Origin of the sequence: Streptomyces sp. NPDC020898, assembly GCF_044333925.1 — a bacterium.
GTDB lineage: Bacteria > Actinomycetota > Actinomycetes > Streptomycetales > Streptomycetaceae > Streptomyces.
This window is the reverse complement of record NZ_JBIRRV010000003.1, coordinates 618,897-638,397: the sequence shown is the minus strand read 5'-3', so window position 1 is coordinate 638,397 and position 19,501 is coordinate 618,897. Positions and strand designations below refer to the sequence as shown.

Sequence of the window (19,501 nt, the reverse complement as noted above, 5' to 3'; positions counted from 1 at the left end):
GTTCCCAAGGAGGACCCCCGTTCATGGCGTCGTCCGAGCAGCCACTCGATCATCGGTACCGGGGCGAGCACCCGATACGCACCCTCATCTATCTGTTCCGCGCCGACCGGTGGCGGCTCGGCGGAGCGCTGCTCATCTTCATCGTCAAACACAGCCCGGTGTGGCTGCTGCCGCTGATCACCGCGGACATCATCGACACCGTCGTCGAGCACCGGCCGATCGGCGGGCTCTGGCTCAGTTCCGGGGTCATCATGCTGATCCTGGTCGTCAATCCACCGCTGCACCTGCTGTACGTGCGGTTGCTGTACGGCAGCGTGCGCCGGATGGGGACCGATCTGCGGTCCGCGCTGTGCACGCGGATGCAGCAGCTGTCCATCGGCTACCACGCGCGGGTCAGCGCGTCCGTGCTCCAGGCCAAGGTGGTGCGGGACGTGGAGACCGTCGAGCAGATGATGCAGCAGAGCTCGGACTCCGGGCTCGGCGCGCTCACCGTGCTCGCGGGCGGGCTGGTCATCATCGGGATCCGCACACCTGAGTTCCTGCCCGTGTTCCTGCTGGTGGTGCCGGTCGCCGCCGTGCTGATCGTCCGGATGCGGACGCGGCTGCGGGCCCAGAACGAGAACTTCCGGCACGAGGTCGAGCAGCTGTCCTCGCGGGTGAGCGAGATGACCCGGCTGATCTCCGTCACGCGGGCGCACGGGCTGGAGGGCAAGGCGCTGGGCCGGATGGACCGCACCCTGCGCCAGGTGCTCACCTCCGGGCTCCGCCTCGACCTGCTCAACGGCCGGTTCGCCTCGCTGGCCTGGGTGTTCCTCAACGCGGTCGGCGTACTGTTCCTGACCGGCGCGGCACTCGTCTCGTACTACGGCGTCTGGGGAGTCACCCCGGGTGAGGTGGTCATGCTGAGCGCGTTCCTGACCACCCTCACCAACTCCACGACGACTCTCGCCGGGCTCGCACCGGTCATCACCAAGGGGCTGGAGTCCGTGCGCTCGGTGGGCGAGGTGCTGGAGGCGCCCGAGCTGGAGGACAACGCGGGCAAGGTCGCCGTGAACGGTCTGCGTGGCGCGGTGACCTTCGACGGCGTCGGCTTCGCCTACGAGGACAGCGGGCGGCCCGCCGTACGGGACTTCGCTCTCACCGTGTCTCCCGGCGAGACCATCGCGCTGGTCGGCGCCTCGGGGGCCGGGAAGTCGACCGTGGTGAACCTCGTGATCGGGTTCATCCGGCCGACGTCGGGGCGGCTGCTGCTCGACGGGACCGATATGAACACCCTCGACCTGCGCACGTACCGGCGGTTCGTGTCGGTGGTGCCCCAGGAGTCGATCCTGTTCGACGGGACGGTCCGGGAGAACGTGGCGTACGGCATGGAGGACGCCGACGAGACGGCGGTGCGGGACGCGTTGCGTGACGCCAACGCGCTGGAGTTCGTCGACCGGCTGCCGCACGGCCTCGACACCCTCGTCGGCGAGCACGGCGCCCGGCTGTCCGGGGGCCAGCGGCAGCGGCTCGCCATCGCGCGGGCGCTGATCCGCGACCCCCGGGTGCTGATCCTCGACGAGGCGACCTCCGCGCTGGACACCCGGTCCGAGGCGCTGGTGCAGGAGGCGCTGGCGCGGCTGCTGCGCGGGCGTACGACGTTCGTCGTCGCGCACCGGCTGTCGACGATCCGGGGCGCCGACCGCATCGTGGTGATGGAGGACGGCGCCGTCCGGGAGATCGGCCCGCACGAGGAGCTGCTGCGGCGCGGCGGCGCCTACACGGCACTGCACAGCGGCCAGCCGGCCTGAGCCGCCGGGTCCGGGAGCGGGGGCGTGCCCGCCTCAGGGCGGGCCCGCCGCCGTGCGGTGCTGCCGCCGTGCAGCCCGCGACCGTGCGGGGCCCTCCATCGTGCGGAGCCCGCCGTGCAGGGCCCGCCCTGAGCGGGGTCCGCCATGCGGGGTCACCGCCGTGCGGGGCCACCGCCGTGCGGGGCCCGCCATCGTGCGGAGCCCGCCCTGAGCGGGGTCCGCCATGCGGGGTCACCGCCATGCGGGGCTGCCGCCCTGCAGCCCGCGACCGTCCGGGGCCTCCACCGTGCGGAGCCCACCGTGCAGGGCCCGCCCTGAGCGGGGCCCGCCATGCGGGGTCACCGCCATGCGGGGTCGCCGCCCTGCAGCCCGCGACCGTCCGGGACCCTCCACCGTGCGGAGCCCACCGTGCAGGGCCCGCCCTGAGCGGGGCCCGCCATGCGGGGTCGTCCTCGTGCGGGGGCGTCTCTACTCCCCCGCGTATGCCGCCTTCAGGGCGGCGATGTCCAGTTTGCCCATCGCGTACATGGCCTGGGTGGTGCGGTTGGCCTTCTCCGGGTCCGGGTCGCTGATCAGCTCGATCAGGCCGTCCGGGATGACCTGCCAGGACAGGCCGTACCTGTCCTTGAGCCAGCCGCAGGGACCGCCCTCGCCGCCGCCCTCGGTGAGCTTGGCCCAGTAGTGGTCGACCTCCTGCTGGTCGGCGCAGTAGATCTGGAAGGAGATGGCCTCACTGAACGTGAATTGCGGGCCGCCGTTCAGCGCGACGAACTTCTGGCCGTTGGCCACGAAGTCGACGGCCAGCACGGAGCCGGCGGGGCCGGGGCCGGCCTCGTTGTAGCGGCCGATCCTGCCGATGCTGGAGTTCTTGAAGATCGAGACGTAGTAGTGGGCGGCTTCCTCTGCCTGGCCGTCGAACCAGAGGCAGGTGGTGAATCCGTCGGTGACCATCGGGAACCTCCTGGAGCGGGAACGCTGTCACGTCTTTCGACCGATCCTCTTGCCTAAACTCATCGGTGGCGCGGCGGAATGTTCCGGAGCATGCGGTTCTTCTGCTGCGGGCCGGTGGGGGCTGGTCGCGCAGTTCCCCGCGCCCCTTCGGGCGCGGGATCCGCACCCGCCATCACCAGGACCGCCTAGCATCCCCGGCATGAGCACCTCCGACCCCGCCGCCATCCACCCCTTCCGTATCGCGTTCCCGCAGAGCGACCTCGACGATCTGCACGCCCGCCTCGATCTCACCCGGTGGCCTGACGAGTTGCCGGGGGTGGGATGGGCGTACGGCGTCCCGAAGAGGTACCTGGAGGAGCTCGCCCGGTACTGGCGGCACGAGTACGACTGGCGGGCGGCGGAGGCGCGGCTCAACGAGTGGCCGCAGTTCACGACCACCATCGACGGGGCGTTGGTGCACTTCGCCCACATCCGCTCCCCGGAGCCGGATGCCACGCCGCTGATCGTCACGCACGGCTGGCCGGGCTCGTTCGTCGAATTCCTCGATGTGGTCGGGCCGTTGACGGATCCGGTCGCCCACGGCGGCGATCCGGCCGACGCGTTCCATCTCGTCGTGCCGCACATTCCGGGGTTCGGGCTGTCCGGGCCGACCCGGGAGACGGGCTGGGCGGTCGGCCGGGTCGCCCGGGCGTTCGCCGAGCTGATGACGCGGCTCGGCTATCCGCACTTCGGCGCGCAGGGCGGTGACTACGGCGCGGCGATCTCCCGCGAGCTGGGCCGCATCCATCCGGAGCGGCTGATCGGCGTACACCTCAACCTGCTGCCCGGCGCACAGGCACTCACCGAACCGACCCCCGAGGAGCTCCGGGACCTGGCCCCGGCGGAGCGCGCACGCACCCTCGCCTCCTGGGAGCGCGTGCAGGAGTGGATGCGCGAGCAACAGGGGTACGCCGTCCTCCAGTCCAGCCGGCCGCAGACCCTCGCCTACGCGCTCACCGACTCGCCGGTGGGCCAACTCGCCTGGATCGCCGAGAAGTTCAAGGAGTGGACGGACTCGGGCTCCGCCGAACGGCCCGAGGACGCCGTCGACCGCGACCACCTGCTCACCGACGTGACGCTGTACTGGCTGACGGGGACGGCGGGTTCGTCGGCCCGGATCTACTACGAGCGGGCCCACGTCGGGGAGGGCTGGACCGAGCCGGCCAAGCCGTCGACCGTGCCGACCGCGCTGGCCGCCTTCCCACGGGAGAACTTCATTCCGCTGCGGCACAAGGCGGACCGCACGGACAACATCGTGCGCTGGACGGAGTTCGACAGGGGTGGGCACTTCGCCGCGATGGAACAGCCGGAACTGCTGGTCGGGGACGTGCGGGCGTTCTTCCGGCAGCTCCGCGAGAAAGCTGTGTGAGAGCCGTGTGAGACGGGACCCGGCTGAGGCCTCTGCCGTCAGCGAATCTGCTGCGGGCCGAGAAACCGGCCGGGGCGGTCGAGTCGGGCCGAAGGTGGAGTCGGACCGCGGCGATGTCCGCCACGGCACAGCACACCTCGACGACTCACAAGGAGTACGGATGTCTCCGCTCACCGCCGCCGGCCCCTGGCCGGCCCTGCTGCCCCGGGCCGAGGAGGGCGACACTCCGCCCTCCCGGTTCGACGACCATCTGGCCTCCCAACTCCTGGCACAGCGCATCGTGTTCCTCGGCACGCAGGTCGACGAGGTCTCGGCGAACCGGATCTGCGCCCAGCTGCTCGTGCTGTCGGCGGAGGACCCGCGCACCGACATCAGCCTGTACATCAACAGCCCCGGCGGCTCGGTGACGGCGGGCCTCGCCATCTACGACACCATGCAGCTGATCCCGAACGACGTGTCCACGCTCACCATGGGATTCGCGGCCAGCATGGGCCAGTTCCTGCTCAGCGTGGGCGCGCCCGGAAAGCGGTACGCGCTGCCGAACGCGCGGATCATGATGCATCAGCCGTCGGCCGGGATCGGCGGCACCACCGCCGACATCGAGATCCAGGCGGAGAACCTGGAGTTCACGAAGCGGACCGTCGAGCGGATCACCGCCCAGCACACCGGCCAGAGCGAGGAGACCATCTCGCGGGACGGCGACCGCGACCGCTGGTTCACCGCCGAACAGGCCAAGGACTACGGCATGGTGGACCAGGTCGTCGGCTCGCTGACCGACGTCCGTCCGGCCGCCTCACGACGACGGATGGGACTCTGACATGGGGACGTACACGATTCCGAACGTCGTCGAGCGGACCCCGCACGGCGAGCGGTCGTACGACGTGTTCAGCCGGCTGCTGTCCGAGCGGATCATCTTCCTCGGCACCGAGATCGACGACGGCGTGGCCAACGTCGTGATCGCGCAACTCCTGCATCTGGAGTCCTCCTCCCCGGAGCAGGAGATCGCCATCTACATCAACTCGCCCGGCGGCTCGTTCACTTCGCTGATGGCGATCTACGACACGATGACGTACGTACAGGCGCCGATCTCGACGTTCTGTGTCGGACAGGCGGCCTCGACGGCGGCGGTGCTGCTGGCCGGAGGCGATCCCGGGCGCCGATTCGTCCTCGAACACGCGCGGGTGCTGCTCGGCCAGCCGGCGAGCAACGGACACCGGGGGATGGTCTCCGACCTGGCCGTCCAGGCCAAGGAGATGGTCCGGATCCGCGCACAGGTCGAGGAGGTGCTCTCCCGGCACACGCACCACGACGTGCCGACGCTGCGCGCGGACATGGACCGCGACAAGGTGTTCACGGCCGCGGAGGCGGTGGCCTACGGCCTGGCCGACGAGGTGGTGAGCCGGCGCCTCGTCGGAGCCTGACGGCCTGACCCGCCGCACGGGCGCGTGGATCACCCCATCAGGCGACCAGGCAGAGCCCGTTGTACGCCGAGGTCGTGGTCGTCCGCGAACGGGTACGGCTGCGGGAGTGCCGCGTCAGCTCGCTCTGGGCCAGGGACAGCAGGTCGCCCAGGCCCAGGCCGAGGGCGTGGGCGGCTGCCGCGAGGACCTCGGAGGAGGCTTCCTTGCGGCCCCGCTCCAGCTCGGAGAGGTACGGCATGGAGATCCGGGCCGCGTCGGCCACGTCCTTGAGCGTGCGCTCCTGGGCGAGCCGTTCGCGGCGCAGGGCATCGCCGACCAGGTCACGGAAGAGCGGTTCCCTCGGGGTGGACCGCGGCGGGGCAGCCACGGGGGCGGCGGGGGCCGGTGACGGTGTACCCGTCCGGCGCAGCGGGATCACGCGGGCCTCGTTCGGCGCTTGATTGCTCACTCCCTCAGCCTAAAAGCCCTCGCTTCCACGGCAAGCCATGGGCATTCTGCCCTGGGTGGAATCACCACGGCGGGAAGGACCGGATGAGGGACGAGCATGCTGCGTGACACCTTCGACGAGGCGGCTGAGCTGTACGACCGGGCGCGCCCCCGCTATCCACAGGCCCTGGTGGACTCCCTGGCCCGCGCGGCGGAACTCGGCCCGGGCAGCCGCGTCCTGGAGATCGCCCCCGGCACGGGCCAACTCACCGTCCCGCTCGCCGAGTTGGGCTGTCGGATCACGGCCGTCGAGCTGGGGCCGTCCATGGCGGCGGTGGCCCGGCACAATCTGCGGGCGTTCCCGCTCGCCGAGGTGACGGCCGCCGACTTCGAGCAGTGGCCGCTGCCGCCCGAACCGTTCGACCTGGTCGTCTGCGCGACCGCGTGGCACTGGATCGACCCGGCGGTGGGCATGCCCAAGGCAGCCGAGGCGCTGCGGCCGGGCGGGCTGCTCGCCCTCGTCACCACACACCATGTCAAGGGCGGCACCGTCGACTTCTTCGAGCGGATGCAGCGGTGTTACGAGCACTGGGACCCGGCCACACCGCCCGACCTGCGACTGGTCGACGAGGCCGACACGGCGACTGACACCGGTGAGTTGGACCACTCACCGGACTTCGACCAGGTCACCGTCCGGCGCCACGCCCGGGACATCGCGTACTCCGTCGACGAGTACATCGACGTCCTGCTCACCTACTCGGGCCACCGCGCGCTCGACGCACCCTCCCGCCACGGTCTGCTCGGCTGCATCCGGGACCTGATCGGGACGCGGTACGGCGGCCGGATCACGAAGCGCTACCTGCATGAGCTGATCACGGCGACGCGGGTCGGGTGAGCGATCCGCCGCAAGCCCGCTCCTGTCCTCCCCCGTCCCGCCTACTGCCCCACCCGGCCGTCGATGCGCTCCCGCAGGAAGTCGGCGTGCCCGTTGTGCCGGGCGTACTCCTCGATCATGTGCACCACGATGTCGCGCAGGGTGGCCGGTTCGCCGTCGTCGTCGATCGTGACGTCGAAGTTCGGCGCCTTCTCCACCACGCTCTGAGCGAAGGCGACCTCGGCACGCCAGGTGTCCCACGCCTCGGCGACGAGCGCGGGATCGGCCACCGCGCCGTTGAACTCCGCGTTCGGGTCCTCGGCGGTGCGGTAGAGGCGGGGCACGTCCTGGCCCGCCACCACCTTCCGGAACCAGTAGGACTCCATCGCGGCCAGGTGGCGTACGAGTCCGAGCAAGGAGAGGTTGGACGGTTCCACCGAGCGGCGGGCCATCGCCTCGGCGTCCAGCCCCGCGCACTTCATCTCCAGCGTGAGCCGCTGGTCGCCCAGGAATCCGACGAGCGAGGCACGCTCCCCTTCGAGGAGACCCTGACCGCGTGGGTCGTCGTCGGGGTGGACGAACATGTTCGACCACGCGAAGTTCCGCTCGGGGGGGTCTGTGATCTCGGTCATGAGGCCAGCCTCGGTGGTCGTCACTGAACACGCCACCGGGTTTCCTACGCCGATCCCCCGGTCGGTGGACCGCAATCGCCCCACGATGCCTACGACAGCGCGACGATGGGCTTCACGATCCCTACTGACGCGTCAACAGCCGTTGATCTGCGGACTTTTCACACCTCGTGTCCACACTGCCCTTGTAGGGAACATCACTTCTGGCATGCGCGGCGCCTGACCGGGTACGCGCTGTCGGGAACGGTTCCATCAGCCGAAGCGTGATGTTTCATGGGAGAGGTACAGGTAATGGACACCGCCATGATCCGGTCGAAGGCAGAGGTCGTCGAGGACGCCGCCAGGACCAGGACGGGTGAGGAACCACTGCCCGGAGTCCCCGAACCGCGGAAGGTGGCCCCGCGTGACGCGCGGGAGCTGTCCCGCCAGTTCTTCCAGCGCTTGACTGAACTCGAAGAAGGCACGCACGAGCACCAGTACGCGCGCAACACACTGATCGAGATGAACATGTCGCTGGTCCGGTTCGCCGCCGGGCGTTTCCGCGGGCGCGGCGACGACATGGAGGACATCGTCCAGGTCGGGATGATCGGCCTGATCAAGGCCATCGACCGGTTCGAGCTGTCGCGCGAGGTGGAGTTCACGTCGTTCGCGCTGCCGTACATCGTCGGTGAGATCAAGCGGTTCTTCCGCGACACCACATGGGCGGTGCATGTGCCGCGCCGGCTCCAGGAGCTGCGCGTCGAGCTGGCCAAGGCCCGCGAGGAACTGGCGAGCAGGCTGGACCGCGATCCGACGGTCGCCGAACTGGCCACCCTGATGAACCTGCCCGCGAGCGAGGTGGTCGAGGCCCAGATAGCGTCCAACGGGTACAACTCCGCGTCGCTCGACGCCGCGTTGACCGGCGACGGCGCCGAGGGCGGCGAGGCGGTGCTCGCCGACTTCATCGGGGTCGAGGAGCACGGGATGCGGCTGGTCGAGGACTTCCAGTCGCTCGCCCCGCTGCTGGCCGAACTCAGCGACCGGGACCGGCAGATCATCCATCTGCGGTTCGTCGAGGAGGCCACCCAGGCGGAGATCGGCGAGCTGCTCGGCTGCTCGCAGATGCATGTCTCGCGGCTGATCAAGCGCATCATCATGCGTCTGCGCGAGGGCATGCTCGGCGAGCTGGACTACGCCTGACGTCACCGGGTGACGTCACTGGGCCCGGCGATTTCGCCGGGCCCAGCTCACTGGTTGACCGGCAGCACGGCCCGGACGTACTTGCCGACCGGCACCCGACGGGCGGTGACCTCGGTGGCGAGGGCGTGGACGATCTCCAGGCCGTGCCGACCGATCCGTTCGGGGTCCCGGGGGTAGCGCAGGGGCAGCGCGGCACTGCTGTCGTACACGGACACGCTCACGACGGTGGCCGTGCCCTCCAGGTCGAGGATGTACGGCCCGTGGCTGTGCCGGTCCGCGTTGGTGACCAACTCACTGACCACCAACAACAATTCACCGAGGAAACGCTCGTCGATCGAGGTGCACCACTTCTTCCTCAGCTGTTCGAGGAAGAGTTCGGCGAAGGCGCGCGCCTCCGCGATGCAGCCCGGCTCGCCGGTGTAGTGCGTCGCCCGTCGCAGCGGTTCGACGGGGACGTCGAAACCAGTCGGTATCACTGCTCCGCCCAGATGCTCGATCATGCGTTTCTCTCTCGGTGCCCGGTCCGGCCGGACCCTGTCGCATCACTGCTCGTACCCCGAGCCGGGCGCCGCAGTCCCCCCGTCGCCGGGCCTCAGTAGGACGGCGAGATCGCGGTCGACTCCGGGTCGGTGTAGGTGGAAGCGGACTGGCTCGTAGAGTCGGATGTGCCGTCGTCGGGCTGTGACTCCGGCGGTGCGGGCTCCGAGGGCGGGGGTTGGAGGGCCGGGGCCGAGGAGGACGAGGAGGCGGGGGCGCTCGAGGTCGGAGGGCAGGGCGGGGCCGACGGGCTCGCGGTGTCCGGGGTCACGGGCGAGGCCGGTGGCACCGGTGCCCCGGACGAGGCGGTGGGCGCGGACACGCACGGCAGCGGTGACAGCTCCGCGCCGGGCGATTCGGACGTCACTTCCGAGGACGGTGCCGAGGGCGCCGACGAACTCACCGACGGGGTGGGCGCGTCGACCGACGGGGTGGGGGCGTCAACCGGCGGGTCGGACTTCTGGTCCTTGCCGCCCGTGTCGCCCTTGTGCCGGTGGAACCAGTCGCCGCGGTCGGGATCGTAGACGACGAAGATGTTGACGACCGTGACGGCGGGCGCCACGACGACGACGTTCGAGGAGCGGTACGAGGGCCACGCGTCGCCTTTCTGACGCGGGACACTCTCCAGCCGTACCGGGTCGGTGAGCGGGTTCCCGCAGGCGCAGCGCACCCGAGGCCGTCCGCGGTCGTCGACGAGGACGGCCGAGCCGGTCTGGAGGACGGCCTGGTAGGTGGTGGCGGCGCCGTCGCGGTAGCCGTGGTTGGTGACACGGGTGTCCATGCGCAGCTGTACGGGGGTGAGTGAGCGCAGATAGGCGGGGACGCCGGCGGGTTGGACGCCGAGGACCGAGGCGAACGCGCTGTTCTTCGCGGGGGCTGCCCGGAGCACCCGGATCTGCTTCTCCACGTCACAGCTGGCGGCCTTGCGGGTGCCGCCGTACAGGCCCGGCGCGCCGCCGTCCACGCCCCGTACGGCGTTCGGGGCGGCCGGTTGCGAGGGGGTGGCGGTGGCTGCGGGCGGGGCGGAACTGTCCTTGGCGGTGGACTCGGTGAAGGGGTCGGGGCCCGACTTGTTCGCAGCCTGGAGGAAGACCTCGCCGCCCGCCGGGTTCGACGAGGTGCCGTCGGAGCGGGTGAGAACGACGATCAGGGCCACGGCGGCCACGACCGAGGTGGCGAGCACCGCGATGCGGGGCGCCGATCTCCACCAGGGGTGGTCGCGATCGGGCCCCGGTCCTGTTCCGGAGCCGCCGCCCGAGTCTCCTTCCCCGCCGCCTCCGCCACCACCACTGCCTCCGCCGCCGTCGGCGGGTGGCTGGGACGGTGGTCCTGCGGGCGGCCGGGAGGGGCCGGACAAGGGGCCGGAGGGCGGTCCGGTGGGGCGGCCGGAGGACGGCTGTTCGACGCTCACGGGCTCTTCTTCCGACGTGGGCTTCCTGCGGCACTCACCCCGATCCATGCCGCTTTCTTCCGCAACGTGCCCATTGTGTGCTCCGGTCCCGGTCCGCCCGCAAGCGGACACCGTCGTTCCTCCCGACAGGCGCGCCGCCCGAGTGCTGCTTAGCGTGGCAGGGTGAGCACGCGAACCCCCGCCCCCGTGCCGACACTCGCCGAGGAGCGGACCGCCTCCCGGCACGGCTGGGTACAGGCCCTGGCCGCGGTGCTGGCCGCGCTGGCCGCCATGGTCCTGACCGCCGGCCTCGGCCTGTGGGCGGCCGGTGCGGGCGATCTGCCGGACGGCGCCTTCCCCCGGGTCGTGGCAGCCACCGTCGTGACGGCGGTCGGCGGCACCGTCGAACTCACGGGCGACGCCGGTGACCTCGCCGAGACAGCGGGCGGTCTGACCGTGATGCCCCTGTCGGTGACGCTCGTCGGGGCGCTCGTGATCGGCGCGGGCTTTCTGCGCCCACTGCGGCACCGCGCCGTCGCCGGGGCCCGCGAGCTGGCCGGCTGGGCCGCGCGCATCGCCGTCCTGTGGCTGCTGGGCCTGGCCGGTCTGGCGTTCGCGGCCCGCCAGACCTTCGCGGTCTCGCTGGGCGACGGAACACTCGGCGACATCGGCGACCTCTTCGGCGCCTCACCGAGGATCGGCTTCACCACGGACGTACCGCTGACACTCCTCGCCGGCCTGCTGTGGCTGGCGGGCGTCCTGGCGCTGGCCCTGCTGGTCTCGCGCGGCGCGCCGCTGCCCGCGCGCCTGCTGCGGTTCCAGGAGTCGGTACGTCCGGCCGCGTACGCCATGGTCGTCCTGCTGCTCGCCTTCGTGGCCCTCGGGACCGTGATCGCGCTCGTCGTGGCGGTGACCCGCGGACAGCCCGCGCAGTCGCTCGCCCTGGTCCTGCTGGGCATGCCGAACCTGGTCTGGCTCGCCCTCACCACCGGTCTGGGCGCCACCTGGGAGGGCCGCGTCGACGGTTCTTTCGGGCTGCCGATGCCACACGTCCTCGACCAGGTGCTGCGCACCCCGGACACGGCGACGCTCAACCTGGGCACCCTCTCCGACTACGACGGCAAGGTGTGGTGGCTGGTGGCCGTCGACGCCGTGCTGCTCCTGGCCGCCGCGTTCCTGACGGCGGCGCGCTCACCGGCCCGGATGCGGGCCTGGCAGCACGCGGTGCACATGGCGGTCGCCCTCGCGCTCACCGTCCTGATGATCTGCCTGATCGGCCGTATCTCCGCCCAGTACGGCCTGTCCATGCTCGGCATCGGCGACCTCGGCGGCGAGCTCTCCGGCAAGCTGTTCCTGCGCCCCCATCTCTGGGGCGCACTCGGATTCGCGTTGCTGTGGGGGCTGGTCACGGGGTTCCTGGGGGCGTTGCTGGCACGCCACGTGCATCGGCGGGGCGAGGTCGAAAACCGTTAGGCCAAGCTCCGGCGGGCGTGGGAGCGTGAGTTCATGGCGTTGAGTGTCGAAGACCGGCTGGCCGTCACGGAGTTGATCGCACTGCACGGTCACCTCGTCGACGAAGGACACCTCGACCGCACGACGGAGGTGTTCACCCAGGACGTCGTGTACGACCTCTCCGACTTCGGCCAGGACCTCGTCACAGGCCTCGCCGCGCTCACGGACGCGGCACTGGCCCTCGGCCCGGCGAACCCCGTCGCCCATCACGTCACGAACGTGGTCGTCTCCGAGGAGGCCGACGGCCGGGTCCACGCCCGCTCGAAGGGGCTGGGCGTCATGGCGGACGGCACGTGCGGCTCGGTGACGTACGACGACACCGTGGTGCGGGTCGACGGGGGCTGGCGCATCGCGTACCGGAAGGTGTCGGCGCGGCGGGTGCCGCTGGGCGGGCTGGGGCAGCGCTCGCGCTGAACCACCGGCTGCCGAAGACAGATCACCCCGACCTCCGCGGACTGTGCCCGGTGAACACCGGGCGGGCCCAGTCGGGTGGCTTCGGTGGCCGTTCCTCGCCGGTCCCGGGGAGCCGGACCACCCGCGTGGGTGCGTGACCCGCGGGGCCGGCTCGGGTCGAGGCCGTGCGGAGTGCGGCGACGAATTCGAGGCAGGAGTCGTAGCGGTCGTCGGGGCTCTTGGCGAGGGCCTTCGCGAACACCGGGTCGACGGCGGCGGCGAGTTCGGGGCACTGTTCGGTCAGGGGTGGCGGCTCGTCGTACTGGTGGGCCCACAACAGGGCCATGTCGTCGTCGCGTCGGAAGGGCGGGTGGCCCGCCAGGATCTCGTGGACGACGCACGCGAAGCCGTAGACGTCGCAGCGTCCGTCGACCGGGCGCCCGGAGATCTGCTCGGGCGCCACGTAGTCGAGGGTGCCGACGAACTGGCCGACGGTCGTGAAGCCGGTCAGTGACAGCGACTTCTTCGTCAGGCCGAAGTCGGTGAGGTAGACGTGCTCGGGGTGGTCGCTGTCGGTGCCCCGCGCGACCAGGATGTTGCCGGGTTTGACGTCCCGGTGGACCAGGCCGTGGTCGTGGGCGGCGTCGAGCGCGGAGGCGACCTGGGCGGCGATGCGGGTGGCGGTGGCGAGCGGCAACGGGCCCTCGCGGTCGAGGAGATGACGCAGGTCGCTGCCGGCGACGTACCGCATGGCGATGTAGAGGATGCCGTCCGTCTCGTCCGCCTCGAAGACCGGGACGATGTGCGGATGGTCGATCGCGGCGGCCACCCGGGACTCGTGGGTGAAGCGTTTGCGGAAGGTGTCGTTGCGGGCGAGTTCGGGGGCGAGGAGTTTCAGGGCGACGGTCCGGTCGAGCCGCAGGTCCCTGGCCCGGTAGACGACGGCCATGCCCCCGCGGCCGATCTCCTCCTCGACGCGGTAGCCGGCGATCTGCTTCCCGATCAGGTCTGAGGGGCGTCCCGCGTGCGAGCGCGTGTCGTGGCCCGGGTCGCGCGCCATCAGCGGCCCCCGCTGCCGACACCGTCACCGTCGTCCCTGACGATCTGCGTGGGCGCGTGGCCCAGGTCGGGTACCACCTGGGTCGGCTCCCGCGCGGGCGCGGCGGGCTGCTGGTCGGCGGCGTACGTGCTCAGCCGGGCGCCGTCCGTGTACACCCAGCGTTCGTGCTCGGCGTCGTACAGCCACACGGACTCGCCGTCGACGACGATCCCGATGCGCCGGCCGCGCGTACGCCCCCGGAACGCCTCCCGGTCGAGCGTGCCGCCGGTCAGCTCCTCCACGGCGCCGCGGTATCGGGCCAGCGCCTGTTCGGCGCGGGCCAGGAGGGGCCGTGGGTCGGCGGTGCGGGCGAGCGGGGCGCCGGCGGCGGGCGGGTCCTGCGGTACGGCGACCAGCAGCCGTCCGTCGACCCAGGCGGACCAGCCGTTCGCGCACCGCACCTGCCCCCAGTCGCCGCGTCGTTCGACCAGTTCGACCGGCAGCAGCGCGTCGAGCGGCACGGTGGGCCGGGACGGGTCGGGTTCCTCCCAGGCGGCCAGCCCGTCCCTCGGGACGACGTGCGTGGGCCGGAACCCGGAGATCCGGAAACCGAGGGACGTCATCTCACCCACCCCCTCTACTTCCGCATGACAGCCGGTTCGCGGCGCCGCAGCAGCCGGAGGACCACGTACCCGAACACCACCGAGAGCGCGAGCAGCATGCCTGTGTTGAGCAGCCAGACCCCGGCCGAGTGTTCGAACAGGGGATCGCCGGTCAGTTCGCCGGGGACGATCCGCGACAGGCCGATGGTGCCCGCCATCGCACCGAGCGCCCATCGCGAGGGCACCAGCCAGGAGAGCTGCTCGATGCCGGGGACGCCGTCGAGTTTCAGCAGGGCTCCGCAGAACACGACCTGGACGATGGCCAGCAGCACGAGCAGCGGCATCGTCACCTCCTCCTTGCGCACCAGCGCCGAGACGAGCAGGCCGAGCATCATCGCCGTGAAGGAGAGCAGTGCGACGGCGACCGTGATCTCCACCAGGGGTGACATCAACACCCCTTCGCCGCCGGGGGCGTTGAGGTCGACGCCCAGCAGAGCCACCAGGGTCAGTACGACGGCCTGGGCGACGGTGATCGTCCCGAGGACCACGACCTTCGACATCAGGTACGCCGATCTGGACAGGCCGACGGCCCGTTCGCGCCGGTAGATGACGCGTTCCTTCACGAGTTCGCGCACGGCGTTGGCCGCCCCCGTCAGGACGCCGCCGACGCACAGAATGAGCAGCGCGTTCATCGCCGTCTCCTGGGTCAGTCTGCTCCCCGCGAGGGCTCGGGCCATCGCGCCCATCACGAACGGCAGGGCGATCATGATGGCGAGGAAGGTGCGGTCGGCACTCAGCGCGGCCGTGTAGCGCCGGACGAGGGTGCCGAGTTGGGCGCCCCAGCTCTGCGGTTTCGGTGGCGGCGGGGCGGCGGTGAGCGGGCCCGACCGCTCCATCCGGGGCTGGGCGCTCTCTTTGACGATGTACTGCTGGTGGAACGGCGAGATGCGGTAGTCCCCCGCCCAGTCCCGCTCGCGGTCCCGCTCGAAGGCCTCGAACGCCTCCGGCCACTGCTCGTACCCGAAGAACGCGAGGGTGTCCCCGGGCGGCCCGTAGTAGGCGACCTTGCCGCCCGGCGCGAGGACGAGCAGCCGGTCGCACACGTCGAGGCTCAGCACGCTGTGGGTGACGACGATGACCGTGCGGCCGTCGTCGGCGAGGCCGCGCAGCATGTGCATCACCGCGCGGTCCATACCGGGGTCGAGGCCCGAGGTCGGTTCGTCGAGGAAGAGCAGCGACGGTTTGGTGAGCAGTTCGAGGGCCACGCTGACGCGCTTGCGCTGGCCGCCCGACAGACTGTGCACGGGCTGGTGGACGCGCTGTTCCAGGCCGAGTTCGCGCACCACCTCGTCGACGCGGGCCCGCCGCTCCGCCTTCGCGGTGTCCTGCGGGAAGCGGAGTTCGGCGGCGTAGGAGAGGGCGCCGTGCACGGTCAGCTGGGCGTGCAGGATGTCGTCCTGCGGGACGAGGCCGATGCGCTGGCGCAGTTCGGCGTAGTCGCGGTAGAGGTCGCGCCCGTCGTACAGGACCGTGCCGTGGTCGGCGGGGTGCTGACCGGTCAGGGCGTTGAGGAGGGTGGACTTGCCGGCGCCGCTGGGTCCGACGACCGCGAGCAGGCATTTCTCCCCCACCGGGAAGGACACGCCCTCCAGGAGCGTCTTGCGGCCGTGGTCGACGGCGACGGTGAGGTCCTGGACGTCGAGGGAGACCTCGCCCGTGTCCACGTACTCCTGGAGCTGGTCGCCGACCAGGCAGAACGCGGAGTGACCGACGCCGACGATGTCACCGGGTGTGACGATCGCCCGGGCGACGGACAGGCCGTTGAGGAACGTGCCGTTGTGGCTGCCGAGGTCGACGATCTCGTACGTCCCGTCCGGGTGGGCACGCAGTTCGGCGTGCCGGCGGGAGACGAGGAGGTCGTCGACGACCAGGTCGTTGTCGTCGGCGCGGCCGATGCGGACGGTACGGGCGGGCAGTGGCCGGACGGTGGTGGGCTGCCGGAAGGTGCCGGTCAAGGCGGGCATGGAGACCGCCGAGGGACGCTCACGGGCCGGCGGGCTCGGGCTGACCAGGACGGCTCGCGGCCCGTCGGCCGGGCTGCCGAAGCGCAGCACGCTGCCGGGTCCGACGTCCCGTTCGTGGACACGCAGGCCGTCGGCGTACGTACCGTTCGTACTGTTCTCGTCCTCGACCGTCCAGTGGTCGGCCTCGGGGCGCAGCACCGCGTGGTGCCACGAGACCCGGGCGTCGTCGATGACGATCTCGCTGAGCGGGTCGCGTCCGACGTGATAGTCGTGGCCCGGACTCATCACCGTGGAGCCGGTGTCCGTCTCCAGGACGAGTTCGGGCGCAGCCGGTGCGACCAAGCGGTCTGCCATGCCAGAATTCTAGCGATTCGTCCGCATGTACGCCTGGTCGGCCTAGGCGACCGGCACGACCAGCGCCGGGGTGGTCCGCTGCATCCGCAGGGCGTCCACGGACTCGGCGAGCAGTTCGTATTCGGTGGTCTCGTCGTGCGTGGCGATCCGGACGAGCCGCCCGGCCGCCAACTCGTCGGCGACCAGCTCCTGTTGACGCGGGTCCATGCACCAGGCGCGCAGCAGGCCGGGCACGTCGGGTGCGGTGGCGGCGACCGGGACGAGCGAGTTCGGGGGGAAGTACGGTTCCTCGGGTTGCGGATCGAGCCGTTCGGCGATCCAGTTCGCGCGGTCGCGTAACCACCACAGGGCCAGCGCCAGGGTGGGCGCGCGATATGTGCCCAGGGGCACGCCGATACGCCGGCCCGCGCAGACGCCGTACGCCGTGACATGGCAAAGGAACTCGTCGTGCACGTTCTTTCCCCCGCTCGCTTGCCGGCCGTGCCTCTCTTTCCGTGCGGCTCACTCGCTGTACACATTGGCGCTGGTCACTCTGTGGTGCAGTGTTCTACCAGTTGAGTATCTTCACTATTGACACTCTGTCACCACGCCTTTCCAGCCAGTCTCCTGGCATATTCCTGGCAGGTATGGACCGGAATCCGACGGGACGGTCTTTTTCCTCGTCGGCAGATCCCGGAGATGGCGGGGGAACACGGGATTCACGAGGGGTTTTCCGCTTCCCAGTGGTCTCTTGAGTGAAGACCACTGGGAATGGGCGGATCCATGGCCACCAGCGAAGAAGCCGTAAGGATCGACGGGGAATTCACAACCGCGCTGCGCAAAAGCCCGGCCCCAGGGGCCGGGCTTGTCCGGCCTGGCCGGAATCCTTCACGGCACCGGGCGACGGCACCCACAACCGCCCCTGTGACAGTACGGCCGGCCGAGCAGTTCCGTTCAATGGGGCCAGGAAATGATCAGGGAAAATCAGGCCTTGATCACCGCGTCGATCCGGGCCAGTTCCTCGTCGGCGAATTCCAGGTTGCCGATGGCCGCGACGCTGTCCTCCAGTTGCTGCGGGCTGCTCGCACCGACCAGGGCGGAGGTCACCCGGCCGCCGCGCAGCACCCAGGCCAGGGCCAGCTGGGCCAGGCTCTGGCCGCGGGACTTGGCGATGTCGTCGAGGGCGCGCAGCTGGCCGACCAGGTCCTCGGTGATCCGGTCCGAGTTCAGGAAGGGGCTGTCGCTCGCCGCCCGCGAGTCCGCCGGGATGCCGTCGAGGTAGCGGCCGGTCAGCAGACCCTGCTCCAGCGGTGAGAAGACGATGGAGCCGACCTGGAGCTCGTCCAGCGCGTCCAGCAGACCCTCGTCCTCCGGCCGGCGGTCGAGCATCGAGTAGCGGGGCTGGTGGATGAGGAGCGGGGTACCCAGCTCGGCCAGGATGCGGGCGGCCTCCCGGGTCTGCTCCGCGGAGTAGTTGGAGATGCCGACGTAGAGCGCCTTGCCCTGCTGGACCGCCGTGTGCAGCGCGCCCATCGTCTCCTCCAGCGGAGTCTCCGGGTCCGGGCGGTGCGAGTAGAAGATGTCGACGTAGTCGAGGCCCATGCGGGTCAGGCTCTGGTCGAGGGAGGAGAGCAGGTACTTGCGGGAGCCCCATTCGCCGTACGGGCCCGGCCACATGAGGTAGCCCGCCTTCGTGGAGATCACGAGCTCGTCGCGGTACGACGCGAAGTCGGCCTTGAGTGCCTCGCCCAGGGCGGACTCGGCGGCGCCGGGCGGCGGACCGTAGTTGTTGGCCAGGTCGAAGTGGGTGACGCCGAGGTCGAAGGCGCGGCGCAGGATGGCCCGCTGGGTGTCGACCGGACGGTCGGGGCCGAAGTTGTGCCACAGGCCGAGCGACAGCGCGGGGAGCTTCAGACCGCTGCGTCCGGTGCGCCGGTAGGGCATGTCCGCGTAACGGTCGGTGTGTGCGGTGTACAACGCGACTCCAGAAGGGTTGGCACAGGCGGATGTGATCACTGCGATCACTGCTGGCTCCACTCTTCCCCGGTGGCGGGCAGTGGTCCAACAGGAGAATCCGATGGAATTCAGCGGATAGGCTTCTCAATCATGGAACTACGCCATCTACAGCACTTCGTCGCGGTCGCCGAGGACCAGCACTTCACCCGGGCCGCCGAACGGCTGATGGTGTCCCAGTCGGGCCTGTCGGCCTCGATCCGCGCACTGGAGCGGGAACTGCAGACCCCGCTGTTCGTGCGCACCACCCGCCGGGTGACCCTCACCGAGGCGGGGCGGGCACTGCTGGGCGAGGCCGAGCGGATCCTGGCGCAGGTGCGGGCGGCGTACGACGCCGTGTCCGCCGTACAGGGGGTGGTGCGCGGCACGCTCTCGCTGGGGACGGAACAGTGCATCGCCGGGGTGGATGTCGCCGGGCTGCTCGCCGCGTTCCGGCGGCGTCACCCGGACGTGGAGATCCGGCTGCGCCAGGCGGGCTCCGAGGCGATCGCGGACGAGGTCGCCGCCGGCCGGCTGGACCTGGCCTTCGCCGTCCGGACGCGTGGGGACTCCGACCAGCTGCGTTCCGTACCCCTGAACAGCGAGCCGATGATCTCGCTGTGCCATCCGAGCCATCCCCTCGCCCTCGCGGGGGCGGTGACACCGCAGGAGCTGGGCGGCGAGTCGTTCGTCGACTTCCATCCGGACTGGGGGCCGCGCCGCATCACGGACGAGGTGTTCGCCGCCGCGTCCGTACGGCGGACCGTGGCGCTGGAGGTCAACGATGTGCACAGCCTCCTCGACCTGGTCGAGGAGGGGCTCGGTGTCGCGGTGGTGCCCCGGCATTTCGCGCACAAGCGCGCGGCGCTCACCGCACTGCCCGTGAAGGGCACCGGCGAGGCCGTGTACGAGACGGTCGCGATGCTGCCGCCGCCCCAGGCGACCAGTCCGGCGGCCCGGGCGCTGATGGAACTGCTGGAGCGGCCGGACCGTTGATGCCG

19 protein-coding genes are annotated in these 19,501 nt (G+C 70.8%); 9 read left to right on the top strand and 10 right to left on the bottom strand.

Annotation, left to right across the window (positions count from 1 at the left end; translation table 11 throughout):
• Window positions 1-23: 23 nt before the first annotated feature.
• Entirely contained in the window at window positions 24-1,790 is a 1,767-nt protein-coding gene (locus ACH4TV_RS14125; RefSeq protein ID WP_398397660.1) for an ABC transporter ATP-binding protein, read from the top strand.
• Between the two features lie 468 nt (window positions 1,791-2,258).
• Here ACH4TV_RS14125 and ACH4TV_RS14120 read toward each other — a convergent pair whose 3' ends face one another.
• Window positions 2,259-2,741, bottom strand: a complete 483-nt coding sequence (locus ACH4TV_RS14120) for a VOC family protein (protein WP_398397658.1) — start codon at window positions 2,739-2,741, stop codon at window positions 2,259-2,261.
• A 199-nt stretch (window positions 2,742-2,940) separates the two neighbouring features.
• Here ACH4TV_RS14120 and ACH4TV_RS14115 point away from each other — a divergent pair, with 199 nt between their 5' ends.
• From ACH4TV_RS14115 to ACH4TV_RS14105, 3 genes are all read left to right on the top strand, one after another.
• Window positions 2,941-4,149: an epoxide hydrolase family protein gene (locus ACH4TV_RS14115; RefSeq protein ID WP_398397656.1), complete on the top strand. Its 1,209-nt coding sequence runs from the start codon at window positions 2,941-2,943 to the stop codon at window positions 4,147-4,149.
• 160 nt (window positions 4,150-4,309) lie between these two features.
• On the top strand, window positions 4,310-4,966 hold the full coding sequence (locus ACH4TV_RS14110) for an ATP-dependent Clp protease proteolytic subunit (protein WP_398397654.1): 657 nt from the start codon (window positions 4,310-4,312) through the stop codon (window positions 4,964-4,966).
• Between the two features lies 1 nt (window position 4,967).
• Window positions 4,968-5,570 (top strand): ClpP family protease, encoded by a 603-nt coding sequence (locus tag ACH4TV_RS14105; RefSeq protein ID WP_398397652.1) that lies wholly within the window; start codon window positions 4,968-4,970, stop codon window positions 5,568-5,570.
• Window positions 5,571-5,607: 37 nt separating this feature from the next.
• Here the strand turns inward: ACH4TV_RS14105 and ACH4TV_RS14100 are convergent, their stop codons facing one another.
• Entirely contained in the window at window positions 5,608-6,018 is a 411-nt protein-coding gene (locus ACH4TV_RS14100) for a helix-turn-helix domain-containing protein (protein WP_398397650.1), read from the bottom strand.
• Between the two features lie 96 nt (window positions 6,019-6,114).
• Here ACH4TV_RS14100 and ACH4TV_RS14095 point away from each other — a divergent pair, with 96 nt between their 5' ends.
• Window positions 6,115-6,891: a class I SAM-dependent methyltransferase gene (locus ACH4TV_RS14095; RefSeq protein ID WP_398397648.1), complete on the top strand. Its 777-nt coding sequence runs from the start codon at window positions 6,115-6,117 to the stop codon at window positions 6,889-6,891.
• A gap of 41 nt (window positions 6,892-6,932) precedes the next feature.
• On the opposite strand, the gene ACH4TV_RS14090 is transcribed toward ACH4TV_RS14095, so the two are convergent.
• Window positions 6,933-7,502 (bottom strand): DinB family protein, encoded by a 570-nt coding sequence (locus tag ACH4TV_RS14090; protein ID WP_398397647.1) that lies wholly within the window; start codon window positions 7,500-7,502, stop codon window positions 6,933-6,935.
• Between the two features lie 288 nt (window positions 7,503-7,790).
• Between ACH4TV_RS14090 and ACH4TV_RS14085 the strand changes: the two genes are divergently transcribed.
• Window positions 7,791-8,678: an RNA polymerase sigma factor SigF gene (locus ACH4TV_RS14085; protein ID WP_398397645.1), complete on the top strand. Its 888-nt coding sequence runs from the start codon at window positions 7,791-7,793 to the stop codon at window positions 8,676-8,678.
• A gap of 47 nt (window positions 8,679-8,725) precedes the next feature.
• Here ACH4TV_RS14085 and ACH4TV_RS14080 read toward each other — a convergent pair whose 3' ends face one another.
• Window positions 8,726-9,178, bottom strand: coding sequence for an ATP-binding protein (locus tag ACH4TV_RS14080; protein ID WP_398397643.1), 453 nt, complete (start codon window positions 9,176-9,178; stop codon window positions 8,726-8,728).
• A 92-nt stretch (window positions 9,179-9,270) separates the two neighbouring features.
• Complete coding sequence (locus ACH4TV_RS14075) at window positions 9,271-10,626, bottom strand: DUF6777 domain-containing protein (protein ID WP_398397641.1); 1,356 nt, start codon at window positions 10,624-10,626, stop codon at window positions 9,271-9,273.
• A gap of 162 nt (window positions 10,627-10,788) precedes the next feature.
• Here ACH4TV_RS14075 and ACH4TV_RS14070 point away from each other — a divergent pair, with 162 nt between their 5' ends.
• A complete protein-coding gene (locus tag ACH4TV_RS14070; protein ID WP_398397639.1) occupies window positions 10,789-12,078 on the top strand; it encodes a streptophobe family protein in 1,290 nt (429 codons plus the stop codon).
• 33 nt (window positions 12,079-12,111) lie between these two features.
• Window positions 12,112-12,531 carry a nuclear transport factor 2 family protein gene (locus tag ACH4TV_RS14065; RefSeq protein ID WP_398397637.1) on the top strand — a complete coding sequence of 140 codons (420 nt, stop codon included), beginning with the start codon at window positions 12,112-12,114 and terminating at the stop codon, window positions 12,529-12,531.
• 22 nt (window positions 12,532-12,553) lie between these two features.
• On the opposite strand, the gene ACH4TV_RS14060 is transcribed toward ACH4TV_RS14065, so the two are convergent.
• From ACH4TV_RS14060 to mgrA, 5 genes are all read right to left on the bottom strand, one after another.
• Window positions 12,554-13,570 (bottom strand): serine/threonine-protein kinase, encoded by a 1,017-nt coding sequence (locus ACH4TV_RS14060; protein ID WP_398397635.1) that lies wholly within the window; start codon window positions 13,568-13,570, stop codon window positions 12,554-12,556.
• Window positions 13,570-14,172 carry a hypothetical protein gene (locus tag ACH4TV_RS14055; RefSeq protein WP_398397633.1) on the bottom strand — a complete coding sequence of 201 codons (603 nt, stop codon included), beginning with the start codon at window positions 14,170-14,172 and terminating at the stop codon, window positions 13,570-13,572. Before ACH4TV_RS14055 ends, ACH4TV_RS14060 begins: the two co-directional genes overlap by 1 nt.
• Window positions 14,173-14,186: 14 nt before the next feature.
• Window positions 14,187-16,529, bottom strand: a complete 2,343-nt coding sequence (locus ACH4TV_RS14050; RefSeq protein ID WP_398397631.1) for an FHA domain-containing protein — start codon at window positions 16,527-16,529, stop codon at window positions 14,187-14,189.
• Between the two features lie 42 nt (window positions 16,530-16,571).
• Window positions 16,572-16,982, bottom strand: a complete 411-nt coding sequence (locus ACH4TV_RS14045) for a hypothetical protein (RefSeq protein WP_398397629.1) — start codon at window positions 16,980-16,982, stop codon at window positions 16,572-16,574.
• A 510-nt stretch (window positions 16,983-17,492) separates the two neighbouring features.
• Window positions 17,493-18,485 (bottom strand): L-glyceraldehyde 3-phosphate reductase, encoded by a 993-nt coding sequence (gene mgrA / locus ACH4TV_RS14040; RefSeq protein ID WP_398397627.1) that lies wholly within the window; start codon window positions 18,483-18,485, stop codon window positions 17,493-17,495.
• Between the two features lie 129 nt (window positions 18,486-18,614).
• Here mgrA and ACH4TV_RS14035 point away from each other — a divergent pair, with 129 nt between their 5' ends.
• A complete protein-coding gene (locus ACH4TV_RS14035; RefSeq protein WP_398397625.1) occupies window positions 18,615-19,496 on the top strand; it encodes a LysR family transcriptional regulator in 882 nt (293 codons plus the stop codon).
• The last annotated feature ends 5 nt before the right edge of the window (window positions 19,497-19,501 follow it).

Excerpts from the sequence above, each read along its gene's own strand:
- ACH4TV_RS14120 (WP_398397658.1), bottom strand. The coding sequence starts at position 2,741 with ATGGTCACCGACGGATTCACCACCTGCCTCTGGTTCGACGGCCAGGCA.
- ACH4TV_RS14080 (WP_398397643.1), bottom strand. The coding sequence starts at position 9,178 with ATGATCGAGCATCTGGGCGGAGCAGTGATACCGACTGGTTTCGACGTC.
- ACH4TV_RS14115 (WP_398397656.1), top strand. The coding sequence starts at position 2,941 with ATGAGCACCTCCGACCCCGCCGCCATCCACCCCTTCCGTATCGCGTTC.
- ACH4TV_RS14125 (WP_398397660.1), top strand. The coding sequence starts at position 24 with ATGGCGTCGTCCGAGCAGCCACTCGATCATCGGTACCGGGGCGAGCAC.
- ACH4TV_RS14065 (WP_398397637.1), top strand. The coding sequence starts at position 12,112 with ATGGCGTTGAGTGTCGAAGACCGGCTGGCCGTCACGGAGTTGATCGCA.
- ACH4TV_RS14095 (WP_398397648.1), top strand. The coding sequence starts at position 6,115 with ATGCTGCGTGACACCTTCGACGAGGCGGCTGAGCTGTACGACCGGGCG.
- ACH4TV_RS14110 (WP_398397654.1), top strand. The coding sequence starts at position 4,310 with ATGTCTCCGCTCACCGCCGCCGGCCCCTGGCCGGCCCTGCTGCCCCGG.
- ACH4TV_RS14060 (WP_398397635.1), bottom strand. The coding sequence starts at position 13,570 with ATGGCGCGCGACCCGGGCCACGACACGCGCTCGCACGCGGGACGCCCC.
- ACH4TV_RS14055 (WP_398397633.1), bottom strand. The coding sequence starts at position 14,172 with ATGACGTCCCTCGGTTTCCGGATCTCCGGGTTCCGGCCCACGCACGTC.
- ACH4TV_RS14050 (WP_398397631.1), bottom strand. The coding sequence starts at position 16,529 with ATGGCAGACCGCTTGGTCGCACCGGCTGCGCCCGAACTCGTCCTGGAG.
- ACH4TV_RS14035 (WP_398397625.1), top strand. The coding sequence starts at position 18,615 with ATGGAACTACGCCATCTACAGCACTTCGTCGCGGTCGCCGAGGACCAG.
- ACH4TV_RS14090 (WP_398397647.1), bottom strand. The coding sequence starts at position 7,502 with ATGACCGAGATCACAGACCCCCCCGAGCGGAACTTCGCGTGGTCGAAC.
- ACH4TV_RS14105 (WP_398397652.1), top strand. The coding sequence starts at position 4,968 with ATGGGGACGTACACGATTCCGAACGTCGTCGAGCGGACCCCGCACGGC.
- ACH4TV_RS14085 (WP_398397645.1), top strand. The coding sequence starts at position 7,791 with ATGGACACCGCCATGATCCGGTCGAAGGCAGAGGTCGTCGAGGACGCC.